The organism is Phytoamicus setariae (assembly GCF_016722925.1).
Lineage (GTDB): Bacteria > Pseudomonadota > Alphaproteobacteria > Rhizobiales > Rhizobiaceae > Rhizobium_E > Rhizobium_E setariae.
In genome coordinates, this window is record NZ_JAEQNC010000008.1 from 78,635 (window position 1) to 96,431 (window position 17,797).

The 17,797-nt window shown below is 59.2% G+C and carries 14 protein-coding genes and 1 pseudogene; 11 read left to right on the forward strand and 4 right to left on the reverse strand.

The features are described from left to right. Nucleotides 1-375: 375 nt before the first annotated feature. The 7 genes from JJB09_RS15445 to groEL all read left to right on the forward strand — a co-directional run bounded on the left by JJB09_RS15445 (nucleotide 376) and on the right by groEL (nucleotide 8,370). Complete coding sequence (locus JJB09_RS15445) at nucleotides 376-2,049, forward strand: aromatic/alkene/methane monooxygenase hydroxylase/oxygenase subunit alpha (protein WP_201659882.1); 1,674 nt, start codon at nucleotides 376-378, stop codon at nucleotides 2,047-2,049. A gap of 101 nt (nucleotides 2,050-2,150) precedes the next feature. Next, a complete protein-coding gene (locus JJB09_RS15450) occupies nucleotides 2,151-3,236 on the forward strand; it encodes an NADH:ubiquinone reductase (Na(+)-transporting) subunit F (RefSeq protein ID WP_201659885.1) in 1,086 nt (361 codons plus the stop codon). A gap of 83 nt (nucleotides 3,237-3,319) precedes the next feature. Further along, the gene (locus tag JJB09_RS15455) at nucleotides 3,320-4,378 is read left to right on the forward strand and encodes an aromatic/alkene monooxygenase hydroxylase subunit beta (RefSeq protein WP_201659888.1); all 1,059 of its coding nucleotides are present in this window, start codon (nucleotides 3,320-3,322) and stop codon (nucleotides 4,376-4,378) included. A 17-nt stretch (nucleotides 4,379-4,395) separates the two neighbouring features. Next, nucleotides 4,396-4,764 carry an MmoB/DmpM family protein gene (locus JJB09_RS15460; RefSeq protein ID WP_201659891.1) on the forward strand — a complete coding sequence of 123 codons (369 nt, stop codon included), beginning with the start codon at nucleotides 4,396-4,398 and terminating at the stop codon, nucleotides 4,762-4,764. 70 nt (nucleotides 4,765-4,834) lie between these two features. Beyond that, nucleotides 4,835-5,857, forward strand: a complete 1,023-nt coding sequence (locus JJB09_RS15465) for an amidohydrolase family protein (protein WP_201659894.1) — start codon at nucleotides 4,835-4,837, stop codon at nucleotides 5,855-5,857. 5 nt (nucleotides 5,858-5,862) lie between these two features. Further along, the gene (locus JJB09_RS15470) at nucleotides 5,863-6,672 is read left to right on the forward strand and encodes an iron-sulfur cluster assembly protein (RefSeq protein ID WP_201659897.1); all 810 of its coding nucleotides are present in this window, start codon (nucleotides 5,863-5,865) and stop codon (nucleotides 6,670-6,672) included. A gap of 66 nt (nucleotides 6,673-6,738) precedes the next feature. Continuing rightward, a complete protein-coding gene (groEL, locus tag JJB09_RS15475) occupies nucleotides 6,739-8,370 on the forward strand; it encodes a molecular chaperone GroEL (protein ID WP_201659900.1) in 1,632 nt (543 codons plus the stop codon). Nucleotides 8,371-8,555: 185 nt separating this feature from the next. Here the strand turns inward: groEL and JJB09_RS15480 are convergent, their stop codons facing one another. The 3 genes from JJB09_RS15480 to JJB09_RS15490 all read right to left on the reverse strand — a co-directional run bounded on the left by JJB09_RS15480 (nucleotide 8,556) and on the right by JJB09_RS15490 (nucleotide 12,119). Further along, nucleotides 8,556-10,637: a sigma-54-dependent Fis family transcriptional regulator gene (locus JJB09_RS15480; protein ID WP_201659903.1), complete on the reverse strand. Its 2,082-nt coding sequence runs from the start codon at nucleotides 10,635-10,637 to the stop codon at nucleotides 8,556-8,558. Between the two features lie 79 nt (nucleotides 10,638-10,716). After that, nucleotides 10,717-11,199: a hypothetical protein gene (locus tag JJB09_RS15485; protein WP_201659906.1), complete on the reverse strand. Its 483-nt coding sequence runs from the start codon at nucleotides 11,197-11,199 to the stop codon at nucleotides 10,717-10,719. Nucleotides 11,200-11,510: 311 nt separating this feature from the next. After that, complete coding sequence (locus JJB09_RS15490) at nucleotides 11,511-12,119, reverse strand: TetR/AcrR family transcriptional regulator (protein ID WP_201659908.1); 609 nt, start codon at nucleotides 12,117-12,119, stop codon at nucleotides 11,511-11,513. Between the two features lie 169 nt (nucleotides 12,120-12,288). Between JJB09_RS15490 and JJB09_RS15495 the strand changes: the two genes are divergently transcribed. Genes JJB09_RS15495 through JJB09_RS15510 form a run of 4 tightly spaced genes read left to right on the forward strand, consistent with a single transcriptional unit; the run spans nucleotide 12,289 to nucleotide 17,356 of the window. After that, complete coding sequence (locus JJB09_RS15495; protein ID WP_201659911.1) at nucleotides 12,289-13,227, forward strand: ABC transporter substrate-binding protein; 939 nt, start codon at nucleotides 12,289-12,291, stop codon at nucleotides 13,225-13,227. Between the two features lie 27 nt (nucleotides 13,228-13,254). Then, on the forward strand, nucleotides 13,255-14,322 hold the full coding sequence (locus JJB09_RS15500; RefSeq protein ID WP_201659914.1) for a quaternary amine ABC transporter ATP-binding protein: 1,068 nt from the start codon (nucleotides 13,255-13,257) through the stop codon (nucleotides 14,320-14,322). A 50-nt stretch (nucleotides 14,323-14,372) separates the two neighbouring features. Beyond that, on the forward strand, nucleotides 14,373-16,391 hold the full coding sequence (locus tag JJB09_RS15505; RefSeq protein ID WP_201659917.1) for an ABC transporter permease: 2,019 nt from the start codon (nucleotides 14,373-14,375) through the stop codon (nucleotides 16,389-16,391). Nucleotides 16,392-16,408: 17 nt separating this feature from the next. After that, nucleotides 16,409-17,356: a nucleoside hydrolase gene (locus tag JJB09_RS15510; RefSeq protein ID WP_201659920.1), complete on the forward strand. Its 948-nt coding sequence runs from the start codon at nucleotides 16,409-16,411 to the stop codon at nucleotides 17,354-17,356. Between the two features lie 220 nt (nucleotides 17,357-17,576). On the opposite strand, the pseudogene JJB09_RS15515 reads toward JJB09_RS15510, so the two are convergent. Continuing rightward, nucleotides 17,577-17,711 (reverse strand): annotated as a pseudogene (locus JJB09_RS15515) (IS6 family transposase); the annotation flags it as partial. Nucleotides 17,712-17,797 lie beyond the last annotated feature (86 nt).

The window sequence follows — 17,797 nt, forward strand, 5'->3', positions numbered from 1 at the left end:
GTATATGTAATGTTGCATTTGTAAATTACGATTGTAACGTAAATTTACACTCACGGAATTTCGACTGTTGTCAAATGCCGGAAGTAACGTGCTTTCAAACTGGCACGCCCCTTGCATCGTCTCTGGCATAAGAAGCCATCGCGTTGAAGCGACGCTAGAAGAACGAAGGAGTGGGAGAGCCGTTTCGATAATCCGGGCCGAGGAGTGCCCGGCTGCTTTTCCAGATTACCTTTGCCGTGATCCACTTGAATGGTCCGACCATCGTCGCGCCCTGGCGCAACCCTTTGTCGTGCCGTTCCAACTTTCGCTCGCGGTGCGCACGGCGCCGTTCCAGCCGGGGCCGGGAGGCCCGCGGTTCAAACACAGTGGAGGCTGATGACGATGTCGTCTTTGACACTCAACAAGATCACCTCGCAGCGCGGTATTTCCGTTGGCGAGGCAACCAAGAAGATCTCCGACCTCGGTTGGAATCCCACCTATGTCCAGGAAGCGATGACGTTTCCGACCGACTACAAGATCACCAAGGCGCCGCGCGATCCGATGAAACAGGTGCTGCGCTCCTATTTCCCCATGCAGGAGGAAAAGGACAACCGTGTTTATGGTGCGCTCGATGCTGCCCTGCGCGGCGACATGTTCCGCAATGTCGAACCCCGCTGGGTCGAGTGGATGAAGCTGTTTCTGGCGATCATTCCGTTCCCGGAAATCTCGGCCGCCCGCTCCATGGCCATGGTGGCGCGTATCGCGCCTGGCGAAGACCTGCGTACAGGTTTCACCATGCAGATGGTGGACGAGTTCCGTCATTCGACCATCCAGATGAACCTGAAAAAATGGTACATGGAAAACTATATCGACCCGGCAGGCTTCGATATCACCGAGGAAGCGTTCGGCAAGTGCTATGCCACGACGATCGGCCGGCAATTCGGCGAAGGCTTCATCACCGGCGATGTGATGACCTCCGCCTGCATGTACCTGACTGTCGTTGCTGAAACCGCGTTCACCAACACGCTGTTCGTCGCCATGCCCTCTGAAGCCGCTCGCAATGGCGACTATGCGCTGCCGACCGTATTCCTGTCGGTTCAATCCGACGAAAGCCGTCACATCGGCAATGGCCACTCGCTGCTGATGGCGGCGCTGAAAGAGCCGGAGAACCACCTGCTTCTCGAGCGTGACCTGCGTTACTCCTTCTGGCAGAACCACGCGATCGTCGATGCCGCCATCGGTACATTCATCGAATACGGCACCACCAATCGCGACAAGAACAAGGAATCCTATGCGGAAATGTGGCACCGCTGGATCTTTGAGGATTACTACCGCACCTACATGCTGCCGCTCGAAAAATACGGCATCAAGGTTCATCATGACGATGTTCATGAAGCCTGGAACCGCATCACCAAGAAGCACTATGTCCATAAGGTCGCACAGTTCTTCGCGGTCGGCTGGCCAGTCAATTTCTGGCGCATCGAAGCCCAGCGCGACGCCGATTTCGAATGGTTCGAGCACAAGTATCCGGGCTGGTATGCCGAGTTCGGCGATTTCTGGAAATGGTATGACAAGCTCAGCCATCGCGGCGAGAAGATCATCACCTTCAACGAGGAAACCGGCTACGTCTACCCGCATCGATGCTGGAGCTGCCTCGTTCCCTGCCTGATCCGCGAGGACATGGTGGTCGACGAGATCGACGGACAGCTGCACACCTTCGCCCATGAGCTCGACCGCTGGACCGCCGTCGAGGCCTTCGCCGACGAATATCAGGGCCGTCCGACACCGGCGATGGGCCGCTTTAGCGGCAAGCGCGAGTGGGAAACCCTCTATCACGGTTGGGATCTCGCCGATGCCATCAAGGATCTCAACTTCGTGCGTTCCGACGGCAAGACGCTCGTGCCACAGCCGCATCTGCGTTTCGACGGCAAGGACATGTGGACGCTGGACGACGTGCGTGGCCACACGCTGCAATCGCCGCTGAAGATCCTGCGCGACATGTCGCCGGACGCGCGTGAAAAGCACCTCGCCGAATACCGCGCGGGCTTCACCATCACGCCTTTCAATTGAGGCGTCGATCCGCGGAGGCCGGTTCCGGCCTCCGCGACATCAAGGGAAGAGGCCGTTTTCTTCCAACGAGGGGAACGCGCAGCAATTGGGAGATTGCGTACATGGCTGACGCACAAAAAGCACATCAGCACGCGCACAAGGTGCGCCTCGAACCGGTCGGCGTCGAATTCGAGGTCGAGAACGGCGAAACGGTTCTGAACGCCGCATTCCGCCAGGGCATCGCTTTGCCGCATGGCTGCAAGGAGGGACAGTGTTCTGCCTGCAAATGCGTGCTGCTCGATGGCGAGGTCGACTTGCTGAAATACTCGACTTTCGCGCTCAGCGAAATGGAAAAAGATTCCGGACATATTCTGCTCTGCCGAGCCATCGCCTTTTCCGACATGGAAGTGGAACTTCTCAACTACGATGAGGAGCTGCTGGCAAAGGCGATTGCCGTCAAGAGTTACAACGGCCGGATCTCTCGTTTCGAGAAGCTGACCCACGATATCAGAGGCATCGAAATCGAACTCGGTTCCCCAATCAAATTTTGGGCGGGACAGTATGTCGACATCACGGTCACCACGGAAGAAGGGGAGACGATTACGCGCTCGTTCTCCATGGCAAATACGCCGAGCGAAACCCAGAAACTCTCGTTCATCATCAAGAAATACCCAGAAGGAAAGTTCTCCGGCGAACTTGATTCCGGAGGTATTCGGGTCGGAGCCGAGGTCTCCGTCGTCGGACCCTACGGAACCTGCTTTCGACGGGAAGACCGACAGGGACCATTAGTATTGGTGGGTGCCGGCTCGGGCATGTCGCCGGTCTGGTCGATCCTCAATGATCACCTCGCCAGCGGCGAAGAGCGTCCGGTCTATTTCTTCTATGGCGCCAAGACGGAGGACGATCTTTTCCACCTCGACAGGATCGCGGACCTGATCGCTCGCTATCCCGACGTGACCTTCATCCCGGTCCTTTCGCATGCCGACGAGAATGGTGGCTGGACCGGCGAGCGCGGCTTCGTGCACCAGAGCGTCGACGCCAAGCTCAAGGAGTTGGCGGTGGATGGCGAGGGCGACGTCTATGCCTGCGGCCCGCCGCCGATGATCGATGCGCTGCAGCCGGTGCTATTCATGAACGGCTTCGAATCCGAGCGCATCTTCTTCGACAAATTCACGACTTCGTCCGGTGGAGGAACGCCGGGTCACTAGGTCAAGGTCACCAGATCGGGACCATTGGGGCTGGACGAAGCACGGACAGCAACATCAGCAACTGCAACAAGGGAGTGAGAACTATGGCAGCAATATCGAGTTCGGTCGGGTCGGGTGCGGCCGGGGCCGCCATCTTCGCCGATTCCGACAGCCGGAAATACCGATATTTCGACCCGAAGGGTCAGCGGGCCACCCATTATGAAGACGTTACCGTCGATGTCCAACCGGACCCGGAACGCTATCTGATCCAGAACTGGATCATCTCCTTCGCCAACGGCAAAGGTGCCTATGTCAAGGAGAACACAGCGGCCCAGAGCTCCAACTGGCACGCCTTCCGCGCGCCGGATCAGGAGTGGGAACGCACCCACTATCAGCGCCAGTCGAAGATCGAGACCATGGTGCAGAGCGTCATCACCAATGCCCGCCGCGCTGGCGCGCCAAAAGCCTTCGACAAGGTCTGGATCAAGATACTGCAGGCCCATCTTGGCGCATGGAAACACGCCGAATTCGGCCTCGGCACCTCGCTGATGCAGGCGCAGCGCTATGGCTATACCCAGATGATCAACAACGCCACGCTGACCAACTCGTCCTATAAGCTGCGCCTTGCCCAGGATATCACGCTCTATCTCGCCGAAATTGGCATGGATATTCCGGGCTGGGACGACGAACTCGGCAAGAAGCATTGGCTCGAGGACGGCATCTGGCAAGGCACGCGCGAAGCCATCGAGACGATCATGGGCACCACCGATTATCTCGAACAGTATTTCGCCATCAATATCATCTTCGAACCGATGGTCGGCGAACTGTTCCGCTCCGGCTTCTTGATGCAGGCGGCGGCGGCGAACCACGACTTCATCACCCCGCCGGTGATTTCGGCTGCCGAGGCCGACTACGAGCGCAATCTCGCCAACACGATCGACCTCATCTACCTGCTTGCTAACGACGAAAAGCATGGCGCCGCCAATCGAAAACTTTTCCAGGGCTGGGTCAGCAAGCATGCCGCACTCGCGGACAAGGCGGCGCTCGGCCTTCAGCCGATATGGTCGATGCCGCATTCCAAGCCGATTTCGTTTCCCGATGTTCGTGCCCAGTCCGAAGAGCGGGTTGGCCAGATTCTCGGCGAACTCGGCCTCAAGCGTTAAATCCAGGAGATATCAACATGTCATCAGTCGCACGCGACGCGTCGCAGTCTAACATCTTCAAGTCGATGAAGGAAATCACTTTCGAGCAGACGATTTCCCACCAGTGTGGCGTCACCATGAGCGACTCGGTCGAGGCTCGCGCCATCGCCGAATTCATGGGCACGAAGCCGGGGGTCACCGTTACCTACGCGCCGGCAATGATCCGCATCGACGGCAACGGCAAGCTGATCTTCCGGATGGACGAGATCAGCGAATATCTCGGCCGTGAGATGACCGCCGAGATCTTCGAGGTCAACACGTCCACCCACTATGGCCGCATGGTCCGGATCGACGACAACGAGGTCATCCTGTTCGGCGATATGGACGAGGTCTTCGAATATATTTGAGGACGTCGGGAGGGCGGCGCGCCGATAGAGCGGCGCGCCGGAAATTTCAATCATTGCAGCGGAGGCAACAATGTTCATCACACCAGAAGGCAAGGAAATATTCATCGTCGACGGCCACACCCATTTCTGGGACGGCAGTCCGGAGAACCAGCGCAATATTCACGGCAAGCAGTTCGTCGAGTGCTTCTACGGCTACCACACATCGCTGAGCCCCAAGGAACAGCTATGGGAAAAGAGCAAGTTCGAGAAATACAGCGCCGACGATCTTTATCGCGACCTGTTCATCGACGGCCCAGATGACGTGGCCATCATCCAGTCGACATACCTCAAGGACTTCTACAAGAACGGCTTCAACACGATCGAGCGCAATGCCGAGGTGGCCAAGCGCTACCCTGAACGCTTCATCGTCAATGGCTCGTTTGATCCGCGCGACGGCGACAAGGCGCTGGAATACATCCACTGGATGAAGGAGACCTACGACATCAAGGGCGTGAAGATGTACACGGCCGAATGGAACGGCGCTTCGAAGGGATGGCGGCTCAATGATCCCGCCGCCTACAGGTGTTTCGAGCTTTGCGAAAAGCTGGGTATCAAGAACGTCCATGTCCACAAGGGGCCGACGATCATCCCGCTCAACAAGGATGCGTTCGATGTTCATGATGTCGACTACGTAGCCACCGATTTCCAGAACCTCAACTGGATCGTCGAACATTGCGGATTGCCACGGCTGGATGACTTCTGTTGGATCGCCGTGCAGGAAACCAATGTCTATGGCGGCCTGGCAGTAGCGCTGCCGTTCATCCATTCAAGGCCGCGCTACTTCGCCGAAATCATTTCCGAACTGTTGTTCTGGGTCGGTCCGGAAAAGATCCTGTTCGGGTCTGATTATGCGATCTGGACACCGCGCTGGCTGGTGGAAAAGTTCTGGGCCTTCGAATTGCCTGAGGACATCAAGCAGGAGAGGGGCGTCGATCTGACGCCGGAAATCAAGGAGAAGATCCTGGGTCTCAATGCGGCGCGTCTCTACGACATCGATATCGCCGCGAAGAAGGCCGCACTCGCCGGTTCATCCTTCAACGTTGCGGCGGAGTAAGGGTGATGAACGCCGTCAATCTGTCAGAAAGCCGCCAGGGGGAACTCTGGCGGCGCCTCGAAGGGGTCAATGATCCCGAGCTGGATGAGCCGGTGACGGATATGGGTTTCATCGAGCGCGCCGAGATTGCCGCCGATGGCCGGGTCGATGTCGGGTTCCGGCTGCCCACATACTGGTGCTCGCCGAATTTCGCCTTTCTGATGCTCGATGATGTCAGGAATGCGCTCGACGCCCTCAGCTGGTCGCCGGCCTATCGTCTCACCCTGCATGACCACATGTTTGCCGAAGAGGTGAACTCGGGCATTGCCGAGGGCAGGAGCTTCGCGGAGATTTTTGCGGGACTTGCGGAGAACACCGACCTTGAGGATTTACGGGAGAAGTTTCGGCTCAAGGCGTTCAAGCGTCGGCAGGAAGCGGTCATCCTCGACCTCAAAAAACTCGGGATCGCAGACAGCGAGATCGTCAGGGTGACGTTTTCAGTTTTTGACGCGATCATCGCCGGCAGCGACGAGGCCAGAAAACGCAAGGCACGCTATCGCCAGGCTCTGCTTCAGCGGTGGCCCGATTTACGCGCACAGGATACCGCAATCGTCGATTACGACGGCGAGCGCATCGCCGCTGCGGGGCTTTCCGCCCATCTTGCCGATCTCCGCAGCGTCCGGATCAACATGGAGTTCAACGGCGCGCTTTGCCGGGGGCTCAAGCAGACGCGCTACAAGGAAATGGAAATGGTCGATGGTGAGCCGACGCTGGTCGATTTCATCCTGGACCGGGTTCCTGCATCCGGCGAGCGGGCGCAGTCAAGCAGCAACTAATCACAACAGCCTTCTCAGCATAAGGCCCCAAATCAACAAACCGCCCGTCAGGCGGAAGGAGGAGTCATGCCCAAACTGATGTTACACAATTCCGAAGCGCGTCGCGCGCTTGCCCGGGGCGTCGCGAAGCTGGCCGCCGCGGTGGAGCCCACTCTCGGCCCGAAAGGGATGAACGCGATGATCGACCGACCGCTCGGGACACCGATGGTGACCCGCGACGGCGTCTCCATCGCCTCGGAAATCGAACTGCATGACCGCTTCGAGAATATGGGTGCGCAGGTGGTGCGCGAGGTCTCCATGCAAACCAACGAGATCGCCGGCGACGGCACGACGACAGCCATCGTGCTTGCCAATGCGCTGGTACAGAAGGGCATCGAAGCCAATGAGCGCGGCGTTAAATCCGTCGATCTCTGCAAGGGGATCGACCTTGCCGTGGACAGGGTGGTGAAAGCACTGAAGGCCGGTGCCAAACCCGCGAAAGGCAATGGCGCGCTTGCAGCCGTCGCCAACATCGCCGCCACCGACCCGAAGCTGGGTGCCTTGGTGGCGGAAGCCTACGAACGGGTCGGTGCCGATGGCATCATCACCACCGATTTCAGCGTGACGATCGAGACGACGCTGGATGTGGTCGAGGGCATGTCCTTCGAACGCGGCTATCTCTCGCATCACATGGTCACCAACCAGGAGAAGATGGAGGCCGTGCTCGAACGCCCCCTGATCCTGATGACGGATCTCAAGATCAGGGAGCCGTCGGCTCTCGATGCGGTACGCCGCATTGCCGACAAGGCCGGTCGGCCGCTGCTGATCGTGGCGGAGGAAGTGTCGCCCGAGGTGGTCGTCACATTGCTCGGCAAGCAGGGACCGGGGAAATACCTGGTCGTGCATCCGCCGGAATATGGCCATTGGCGAAAGGCGATGCTGGAGGATCTGGCGATCCTGACCGGCGGCCGGGTGATCGCCCGCGATCTCGGCGGTCAGATCGAGGATGTCACGGCAGAAGATCTCGGCTCCGCTGAGCGCGTTCGGACGAGTTCGACCTATACCACGATCGTTCGCGGCGGTGGTGATCCCGCAGCCATCATCGCACGCAGGGCACAGGTGCAACGGCAGTTCGAGGTCGCCCCGCCCAATATCGAGCAAGACAAGCTGCGCGAACGCCTGGCCAAGCTTTCGGGCGGCACGGCGGTGCTCTATGCCGGCGGGGTGACGCCGGTCGAACAGAAGCGGACGATCCAGCTGATCGAGGATTCGCTGCACGCGGTCCGAGCGGCTGCGGAGGAAGGCGTGGTGGCCGGTGGCGGCTCCGCCCTTGCCCAGATCGCGCCGGTGCTCGATGCCTTGATTGCCACTGCGGATCATGATGTGGCGGAGGGCATCCGCCTCGTGCAGTCAGTGCTGACGCGGCCGCTCTGGCGGATCGCCACCAATGCCGGCGGCGATCCCGAAGCGATCATCGCCGAAGTCACGCGCGTCAACAGCGGCCATGGCTTCAACGCATCGATCGGAAAGTACGAAAACATGATCAATGCCGGCATTATCGATCCGGTGCGCGTGACCTACACCGCGCTGTGCAATGCAGCTTCGGTCGCCAAGCTCATTCTGACAACCGAGACGCTGATCGGCGATCTCGCGGAGAACGAGGATCCGACTGCAGGCCCCGCACTCGGTGGCGGCGCGGAGAGGCTTGGCCGCGCGTGAACCTTTTTGGAGCGCCGTGGGTCCCTTTGGACGCATGGCGCCCCAAGTCTTTGAATCTACGCATCGTGCTTTCCGAGAATAGTTTCCGATTTTCGGGCCGATGCTGTAATGCCTGATCGACAAAACCCATGGCGCGAATGCCATGGGTTTTCCATATCTGCTCCGATGGGGTAAGGCCTGTGGGATCAGACGAAGCTGCGTTTGATACCGAATTGCTCCAGCTTGCGGTACAGTGTCGGGCGCGAGACGCCGAGACGCTGGGCGACCTTGCTGAGATTGCCGCGCTCGGCTGCAAGCGCATTCCTGATTGCGTGCCGTTCCGCATCATCGAAACTGAAGATTGGAATTTCCGCTTCGGCGACTGCATTCGGCGAAGCCGGGATGGCAACACGGTTCTCAGGCGGGTCGATCATATCCGCCGGCAAGTCATGAATGCCGACGACACCATTGTGCGAGAGGACATGTAGCCGTTCGACGAGGTTTCGCAGTTCACGGACATTGCCCGGCCAGTGATAGGCAAGCAGCGTGTCGAGCGCCTCGTTCGAGAAATGCAGCGGCACGCCTCCTTTGCGAGACGCCAGCTTTCGATTGAAATGTTCGACCAGCAACAGGCTGTCGCTGCCGCGCTCCCTGAGCGGGGGAACATGGATCGACACCGTGCTGATCCGGTAGAAAAGGTCCCGACGGAAGCGACCGGCCGCCACTTCTGCCTTGAGTTCGCGGTTGGTGGAAGCGACGAGCCGGACATCGACCGGCCGCGAACGGCTGTCGCCGAGGCGGTGGACCACCCGCTCCTCAAGCACGCGCAACAGAAACGGCTGGATATCCAGCGGCATCTCCCCGATTTCATCGAGACTGAGGACGCCACCACTGGCGAGCTCGAAGACACCGGGCTTGCCTTCCCTGGAGGCGCCAGTGAAGGCGCCGCTGACATGGCCGAACAGTTCGCTGCCAAACAGCTCCTTGGTGATGGCGCCGCAGTTGAGGGCGATAAAGGGGCTGCTGGCGGATTTCTGGCTTGCGACGTGAATGAGTCGAGCGAACAGCTCCTTGCCGACGCCGGTTTCGCCTTCGATCAGCAACGATGTCACATCTTCGGTCTCGCCGACCCGGCAGGCGATATCGATGGCCGAGCGAAGAGCCTCGCTCTCGCCGACGATCAGCGCACATTCATCCTTCAGGCGTTGCGATGTGCTGCTGATGCCGGAGGAAGCCACCCTGCCGCTGCTGGTCTTGGGGAAAACCAGCGCCGCGCCGCGCACGTCTCCATCCAGCTCCAGCGGGCAGACGTCACAGGACTGCATGTCCTGGGGCAACGCTGTCGTGACACTGTCGAGAAAGCCGGAGTTGGTCAACTCCGGCAATCGACAGCTGCGGGTTCCCTGGCGGATCGTGTCACCGAACCGCTTTCTTGCGGCGATCGGCACATTGTTGCTGTAGATCGCGCGGCCGTGCCGGTCGATGATCATGACACCATCGCTCGAACGGTAGTTGCGTGCCGATGCGATAAAGGCCTCCAGCAGCCGCATCCGCTCTTCGTTCTGTGAATCGGCCAGCGCCCGCTCGATTTCCCGCGCTGCTGCGGCGACGAGCGCGATATTATGCGGCCTGAAAATGTCCGGGTGTCCGGAAAGATCGACGACCCCGATGACCTTGCCGTCGAACGGGTCGCGGATCGGAGCACCGGCGCATGTCCACGTCTTAATGCCCGCGCAAAAATGCTCTGCGGCGTGGACAATCACGGGTTCGCCCGTCCAGAGAGCCGTGCCGATACCATTGGTTCCGACAACGTCCTCGGTCCATTTCCCGCCGACCCCCAGATGGATGTCCATGCCGTCATAGATCGTCTTCTTGTCACCGATCACGTTGATCAGCACGCCTTCGCTATCGGCGAGAGCCAGCATTGCCCCAGTGCCGTCGAGCAGTTGTCCGATGGCCGCGAAGGGTCGGGTGGCGGCGGCCAAAAGTTCCCAATTGCTTCTGGCAAGCGCAGCGACGGCGTCCTTGTCGGTTTCGAGCGGTGCCTCGTTTCGCTGGGCATCTATGCCGCCATTCGCGCAGCGATGCCAGGAATCATGAATTGTCGATCTCACCGGCAACGACGACCGAGCAGGCTCCGTCTTGCCTTCCAGCAGGGTTTCCCACGCGCGCATGGTTATCAGTTCATCATAGGCCGAGTGTAACGTGAGATCGCCGGACATGAAGCCGCCAATCTGCGGCGGTCGAACCGGAGCAGGACTTCCCGGCGTATATGAACCTTGTTTCATACGGCTATCACATCCACGCTCGAGGGAACTGACGTCAAACATCGTATTCTGCAAGTGAGAGGCGCTGTGCTTATCGCGCTTACGTCTCGGGAGGAATATCGAGCCGGAGACCGATGTCGGTCGCCAGGTCTGCGCCTGAGTAGGACGGGCCCAGCACGACACCGTCAATATCGGCCAGCGCCTCGGTCTTCGCCTCGTCCAACGGTGCGATGAAGCCGTTGGCCGTCGTCGCCAGAACGAAAATCTTCAGGCCTCGCCGGTCGCGGATGTCGCCGAAATGCTGCAACTGGCGCCCGGAGGGAACATCGACGGCGATGACGCGGCCATTGGTGGTGAGCCGGATTTTCGGCTCCGGTTCGGGAGCCGGTTTAGCAGAACCGCCTATATGGATGATCAGCCCTTCGGCTTGGGGCAATTGCTTCGGTTTCTTCGATTCCGAATAGCGGCCGCCACTGAACTGGTCCGCGAGCTGCGTGATCACGCCCCGGTTCTGCTGCAGTAAGCGCCTGACTTGCGCGTCCTCCCGACGCGGGCCGTCATGCTTAGAAAAAATCTCGACCATGAACCCTCCCAGATCCTGTTCGCATCAAACATGCATCAGCTGTAAGAGGCAGCCTAGCATATTTAGCCACATTCACTAGGGATAACATAACATCAGATATCGCGGGGCTGGTGGTATATCATAGCGACGGTCGCATAATCTGAAACGATGCTTCGGACGGTTGTGGTGGCCCCACGCGGCAATGCGACGAGCACGAGACAGGGTTGATGTCTACCAGGCTGCTGCAGAACGACTTGATTGGTTGTTCTTTGGGTTTTGCGGTTGTGGATTGTCGGTGATGCGAATTCGTTGAAGTGACAACTCCCTGAACATCAGTCTTGCTCCCGTGTCTCGGAGGAATCGGTGCCTTCGCCTGGCTTTGCCTGCGTCATCGCCAGCAGGCGCTTCAGAAAAGCCTTGCGATCGTCGGGTTTAAACTGAGGCAGCCCAATGGCCTCACTGAAGTAGAGACCGTCAACTGCGAGGCGTATCACTTGAGCATAGAAATAATCCAACCCGTCAGCTTCCAGTCGGCTAGACCACTTGGCGTTTTCCATTCCGTAGTCCTCAAGCAAATCGCGATCTGTCGCGATGCCAGCAATCATCGCGGCGGCGATGTCGTCGGCGCCTTCGGCAGGAAAGCTCGTCGTAATATAGGCACGAAGATAGGAGCCAGGCGTCGGGTCCGTGGCCACCATCGCCATCGTCTTCTCCTCGAACGAATCCAGGCCGGCCGTGATCATGGCCCGGATCAGATCATCCTTTGAGCCAAAGTAATGCAACAATCCCCCTTTGCTGATACCGGCTTCCGTAGCAACGTCAGCCAGCGTCATTCGCGCGGCTCCACGTTCCATCACGATGCGGGTGGCGGCACCGACAATCAGCGCTCTGATTTCGTTGCCGCTTTTGCGAACCTTTCGTGCCAGTTTCACTTGATTCATTGTCTTTTCTAGCTCCGTAAGCCCGCGCCCATGGCGAGACATAGCAAATCACCCGCAAGATAAAACCCTACAGATGAAAAATTTCGACCGGCTGGACGGTTTGTTATAGACCGGCTGGACGGTTTGAATTACATATACCATCAAAAGCGGGAACACAAAGGAGATTGCCATGAAGAGCGTTCGATCCATTTGCTTTGCGACAGCTGCGTTAGTGACTGTGGCTTTCGGGCCAACCCTGGGTGCGGCGGCGCCGCTTGGCGATGCAGACGCCCCTATTCGAATTGCATTGAACGAATGGACCGGGCAGAATATTACCGCCCATCTCGCTGGCCAACTCCTCGAAAAGCTCGGATACAAGGTTCAATACCAGACCGCCGGCGCGTTCCCGCAGTGGATCGGCATGCAGGACGGCTCGATCGACATGACGCCGGAACTGTGGACCAATAACCTCGGCGATATCTATCCCAAGATGCTTGCGGCAAAAGAGGTCGAAGTCGTTGGCGATCTCGGCCTCAATGCGCGCGACGGCTGGGGTTACACGGATGCGACCAAGGAGGCTTGCCCGGGCCTGCCGGATTGGAAGGCCTTGCTGGAACCTTCTTGCGCCGCTGCATTGGCAACAGCCGAAACGCTTCCCAACGGTCGCCTCCTCGACTATCCGGCCGATTGGGGTACGGCCTCAGCCAATGAGATTGCAGATTTCAAGCTCCCAATGACGGCTGTACCGGCTGGTTCGGAAGGTGCCCTTGTCGCCGAACTCCAAGCGGCTGCTGCGGCCAACAAGCCTCTGCTGATGCGGTTCTGGGCTCCGCATTGGATTCTGACAAAGGTCAAACTCAACTGGCTCGACATGCCGCCGTGCGACGCGAAAGACGGCGCACGCTGCATCCTGCCGTCGCCGGTGATCAAGGTGGTTCGTGCAGACTTCGGCAAGAAATGGCCCGCCGCCTATGATTTCATGAAGCTCTACCAGCTCGGCGCCGACGATCAGCAAAAAATGATTGCAGAGGTCGACCAAGACAAGAAAGAGATCGGCGCCGTTGTCGCGGCATGGATCGGTGCGAATTCTGCTCGTTGGTCCCCCTCGATTGATGCTGCGAAAAAGTAAGCCGATCGCAATCATCGGAGAGCCGCTATGAAATCCGCGCATATACCGGCAGGCCCCGTGAAGCTTGCCTGCCAAGACCTTTGGAAAATCTACGGAGTAAAGCCTCGGGAGGCCGCGGAAATCGCGCGCGCCTCTCGGGATAGCCAGGGAAAGCCGGGAGCGGATCGGGCGGCGCACCAGCATATCGCAGCTGTCGCTGGCGCTACACTCGATATCCACGAGGCGGAGATCTTCGTGCTGATGGGCTTGTCCGGATCGGGTAAGTCCACGCTCCTGCGCTGCTTGACACGATTGATCGAACCGTCCTTCGGCAGTGTAACGTTGGATGGAGAGGACCTGCTGATGGCCGACCGCCGACGGATGACGGAAGTCCGTCGTAAGGCCATGGGGATGGTCTTTCAGAACTTTGGCCTTCTGCCCCACCTCACCGTTCTCGACAACGTTGCCTTTCCGCTGCGGGTTCAGGGCATCGATAGGGCGACACGAGAAGCTCGGGCCCGGGAAATGACTGAGCTGGTCGGGTTGAGGGGCCGTGAGGCTCAATACCCAAGCCAGCTTTCCGGCGGACAACAACAGCGCGTCGGAATTGCCCGGTCGCTTGCTGCCGAGCCGGAAATCTGGTTTCTCGACGAGCCGTTTTCGGCTCTGGATCCACTGATCCGTCGGCAAATGCAGGACGAGTTCATCCGCCTGCAGAAGATTCTGAGAAAGACGATCGTCTTCGTCACGCATGACGTGCAGGAGGCATTCCGGCTAGCTGACCGGATCGCCATCATGCGTGACGGCGCGATTGTCCAGATCGGTACGCCGGCTGAAATCGCCCTTGCCCCCGCCAACGACTATATTGCCGAGTTCCTGCGCGACGTACCGCTTCTGAAGGTAATCCGGGCCGGCGAACTGATGACGCCCTCCTCCGACAGCGAGCGGCCGTTGAGCGTATTTTCGGTCGATGACACCTTGGAGGAGCTCCTTCCGGACTTGCTTGGCGGGTCGGGCACCGTGGGCATACGCGACGCAGCGGATAAAATTGTAGGGAGGATATCCGCGTCCGATATTACCCGCCTGTTGCGTGGCGATCGAGCGGCATTGGCATGAGGCGTTCCAATATGACCTTCAATGGACCCGCCTTTTTTAAGGTGGCGGCAATGCCTGCCCTTGTCCTGTTATGCTTGGCCGCCGGAAAGATGTCGCCGGAAGTCGCCGCCTTTCCACAGGCTTGGGCCATTCCTGTGCCGGCGGCCGTCAATGCCATGCTCGGCTGGTTTGTCCCAGCGATATTGCCCCTTACCTCCGTTGCGAGCAAGGTGGCGTCAGCTCTGCTCGAAGCGCTCATCGGCGCGCTGCAATTTCTCCCCTGGCCGGCGGTTGCCTCAGCCGTTGCGTTAATCGCTTTCAAGGCCGGCGGCCTTCGGATGGCCGCTCTCAGCCTCGGCGCCATCGCCTATATCGTGCTTGCCGGTTTCTGGCAGCAAAGCATGGCGACGTTGTCTCTCGTTATCCTTGCTGTTCCGCTTTCGGTCACTATAGGCTTCCTGCTTGGACTGGGCGCATTCTTCCTGCCCCGAATTCGGCACGCACTGGAACTGGTCTTCGACTTCATGCAGACCTTTCCGGCCTTCGCCTATCTGCTGCCGCTGCTTCTCCTGTTCGGCTTCGGCCCGATCGCCGGCCTCGTTGCGACAGCGATCTATGCGATCCCGCCGATGGCGCGGTGCACCCTCAGCGGCCTTACCGAAGTGCCGGCGGAACGTGGCGAGGTCGCGGAAATGAGCGGCTGCACGACCTGGCAACGACTTGTCTGGGTCGAGCTCCCTTCGGCCCGCGGCATGATGGGCCTTGGCTTCAACCAAACCACCATGGCCGCGCTGAGCATGGTCATCACGGCATCGATCATCGGCGGCTTCGACGATGTCGGCTGGGCGGTGTTGAGCGGACTACGGCAGGCCGATCTTGGAAAGAGTCTGCTGGCAGGACTGGTCATTGTGATGATTTCGATCGTCATCGACCGGATCACCGGCAGCCTCTTCGCAACCGTTCCTGCGAACGATACTAGGCTGCGGAAAATTCGCTGGTTGAGGGTGCTGTTTGCCGCAGCAGCGGTTATTGCTGTCGGCGCGGTCGCGCGCCACTTTTTCCCGGATACACTGAGAGCCTGGAACGAAGGCCGGGGTGTCGTCGACTTTCAGGTTCTTAATGAGGCGCTTCTGGCTTTCGTGGCACGCTATAGCGACGTACTCGACGCCATAAAGAATGCCGTCCTCTATTATCTCGTGCTGCCGTTGCGCGTCGGACTGTCCGGAGCTGTGCTGCCGATCACCTGGGGATTTTCGATGACCCCTGCCGTGACCGCGACATATGCCGTGTTCGCAACTTTGTTCTCGCTTCGACAACTGATGCGGGGCAGACCGTCGGCCGCCGCCGCGACCCTCTGCCTTGCCATGCTGCTTTATACAGGCCTGGTTGCGTTTCCTTGGCCCGCGGCGATCGCCCTCGCTGTCTGGAGCGCATGGCGCGCATCGGGCATGAGGCTGGCGATCTTTACCGGTCTGAGCCTTGCCTTTGTCCTCGTGACCGGCTTTTGGGTGCCTTTCGTAAAATCGTTCTACCTCGTGATCGTGTCGGTGGTGCTCTGCGCATTTGTCGGGGGACTGATCGGAATCATCGCGGCGCGTAGCGATCGGTTTTCAGCCGTCATCCGGCCGGTCAACGACGCTCTTCAGACGATGCCGCAGTTCGTCTTTCTGATCCCGGCTCTGATGTTCTTCAAAGTCGGGGAATTCGCGGGTCTGATCGCTATCTCGCTTTATGCCGTCGTGCCGGCCATCCGCTATGCCGAGGCAGGATTGAGAAGCGTCTCGGCGAATCTGCTCGAAACGGCAACACAGCTCGGCTGCACGCCGCTGCAGAGCACGGTGCTTGTGCAGCTGCCCACGGCGCGTCCCGCCCTGCTGCTTGGTCTTAACCAGGTCGTGATGGCCGCCATCACCATGCTCCCCATAGCGGCCACGGTCGGCACGGCCGAACTCGGGCAGCAGATCTACATCGCTTTGGGAAAAGCCGATGCCGGGCTCGGCATCACCGCCGGTCTGGTCTTCTGCCTCCTTGCCATCAATCTCGATCGTGTCCTGCGTGGCGTCGCCGAACGTCTGCGCGGCGCGCACTAATCAAAAAGGAAGATTCAATGTCCATGTCCGAATCCTATCGACTTTCAATGCTTGCGCCGCGATCCGGCAAACGCCGCATTGTCATCGATACGGACACCTACAATGAAATCGACGACCAGTTCGCCATCGTGCATGCACTGCTTTCTCCCGAAAGCGTGGATGTCGAGGCGATCTATGCGGCTCCATTCGTCAACGAGACGAATGACGATCCTGGCGGCGGAATGGAACTCAGCTATGAGGAGATCCTGGCGCTTCTGCAGCGCCTGTCCATTCCTCACGAAGGCTTGGTCTATCGAGGCGTGACCAACTATGTAGGGCCGGGAAAGCAGCCGGTGAGCGCCCCGGCGGTTGATGACTTGATCGCTCGGGCGAGGAATTCGTCTTCCGGCGATCCGCTCTATGTCATCGCGATGGCTGCGATCAGCAATGTCGCTTCGGCGATCCTCGCAGCGCCCGATATCATCGATCGGATTGTCGTCGTCTGGCTTGGCGGCCATGCAATCGACTGGCAGCATCAGAACGAATTCAACCTCGAGCAGGATATCGGTGGAACGCAGGTGCTGTTCGATTCCGGCGTCCCGCTGGTGCTCGTGCCCTGCGAAGGCGTCACCTCCATATTGCACAGCACCGTCCCGGAGATCGAACGCTACGTTGAACCGAGCGGTGAAATCGGCCGGTTTCTCGCGATGCGTTTCAAGGGATATTGTGACGACCATGTCGGCTGGGCAAAAGAGATCTGGGATATGGGTGCGACGGCATGGGTCCTGAATGCTGATTGGGCACCTTCGGTTCTTATGCCCACACCCATACTCACGGATGACATGCATTACAGCCTGGACCGCTCGCGCCACATGATGCGCTATGTCTACGCGATAAACCGCAATGGCATCATGAAGGACTTCATCGTACGGCTTTCGGCGGTAAACGCTGCTGCTGGCGAACAAATGGTTTCGCCCGCAGCGTAGCGATCGTCGAAAGATAGCCCTCGAAGGCCTCCCACCCACCTTTGAGGGTCCGGCGAGGGACCTTTAGCTAATGTGGCGGGCCTTGGCTATTTGGCCCCTCGCTTTGCCTTTGATGGAATGGAACTATGCCCTGGCAACCGGCGGAAAACCGCTACGAGACGATAAAATGGAGTTGTCACATTATCGGGCTGAGAGCGATCAATTCGGCCGTTTCCCGAGATCAGGCAACGGCGCCAGTCACGACTTTCCAGTGCGCCATGGCGCGGACGCGATGAGTGTGAGTGGCGAGCGCGGAGCGATGGTGAAGCGGTGTAACGAATAGATTGCGAAGCGCCGAAAAGATCGAGATGAACCGGTGATAGCTCGTTTACGTGACAACGCCCCCACGGCGCTTGTCGAGAAGAAGGGCAAGATCTCTGACAGCGTCGAGGCACACGGCTA

Bases quoted from the DNA above. Each gene is read 5' to 3' on its own strand.
- JJB09_RS15445 (WP_201659882.1), top strand. From the start codon at position 376: ATGACGATGTCGTCTTTGACACTCAACAAGATCACCTCGCAGCGCGGT.
- JJB09_RS15450 (WP_201659885.1), top strand. From the start codon at position 2,151: ATGGCTGACGCACAAAAAGCACATCAGCACGCGCACAAGGTGCGCCTC.
- JJB09_RS15455 (WP_201659888.1), top strand. From the start codon at position 3,320: ATGGCAGCAATATCGAGTTCGGTCGGGTCGGGTGCGGCCGGGGCCGCC.
- JJB09_RS15460 (WP_201659891.1), top strand. From the start codon at position 4,396: ATGTCATCAGTCGCACGCGACGCGTCGCAGTCTAACATCTTCAAGTCG.
- JJB09_RS15465 (WP_201659894.1), top strand. From the start codon at position 4,835: ATGTTCATCACACCAGAAGGCAAGGAAATATTCATCGTCGACGGCCAC.
- JJB09_RS15470 (WP_201659897.1), top strand. From the start codon at position 5,863: ATGAACGCCGTCAATCTGTCAGAAAGCCGCCAGGGGGAACTCTGGCGG.
- groEL (WP_201659900.1), top strand. From the start codon at position 6,739: ATGCCCAAACTGATGTTACACAATTCCGAAGCGCGTCGCGCGCTTGCC.
- JJB09_RS15480 (WP_201659903.1), bottom strand. From the start codon at position 10,637: ATGAAACAAGGTTCATATACGCCGGGAAGTCCTGCTCCGGTTCGACCG.
- JJB09_RS15485 (WP_201659906.1), bottom strand. From the start codon at position 11,199: ATGGTCGAGATTTTTTCTAAGCATGACGGCCCGCGTCGGGAGGACGCG.
- JJB09_RS15490 (WP_201659908.1), bottom strand. From the start codon at position 12,119: ATGAATCAAGTGAAACTGGCACGAAAGGTTCGCAAAAGCGGCAACGAA.
- JJB09_RS15495 (WP_201659911.1), top strand. From the start codon at position 12,289: ATGAAGAGCGTTCGATCCATTTGCTTTGCGACAGCTGCGTTAGTGACT.
- JJB09_RS15500 (WP_201659914.1), top strand. From the start codon at position 13,255: ATGAAATCCGCGCATATACCGGCAGGCCCCGTGAAGCTTGCCTGCCAA.
- JJB09_RS15505 (WP_201659917.1), top strand. From the start codon at position 14,373: ATGCCTGCCCTTGTCCTGTTATGCTTGGCCGCCGGAAAGATGTCGCCG.
- JJB09_RS15510 (WP_201659920.1), top strand. From the start codon at position 16,409: ATGTCCATGTCCGAATCCTATCGACTTTCAATGCTTGCGCCGCGATCC.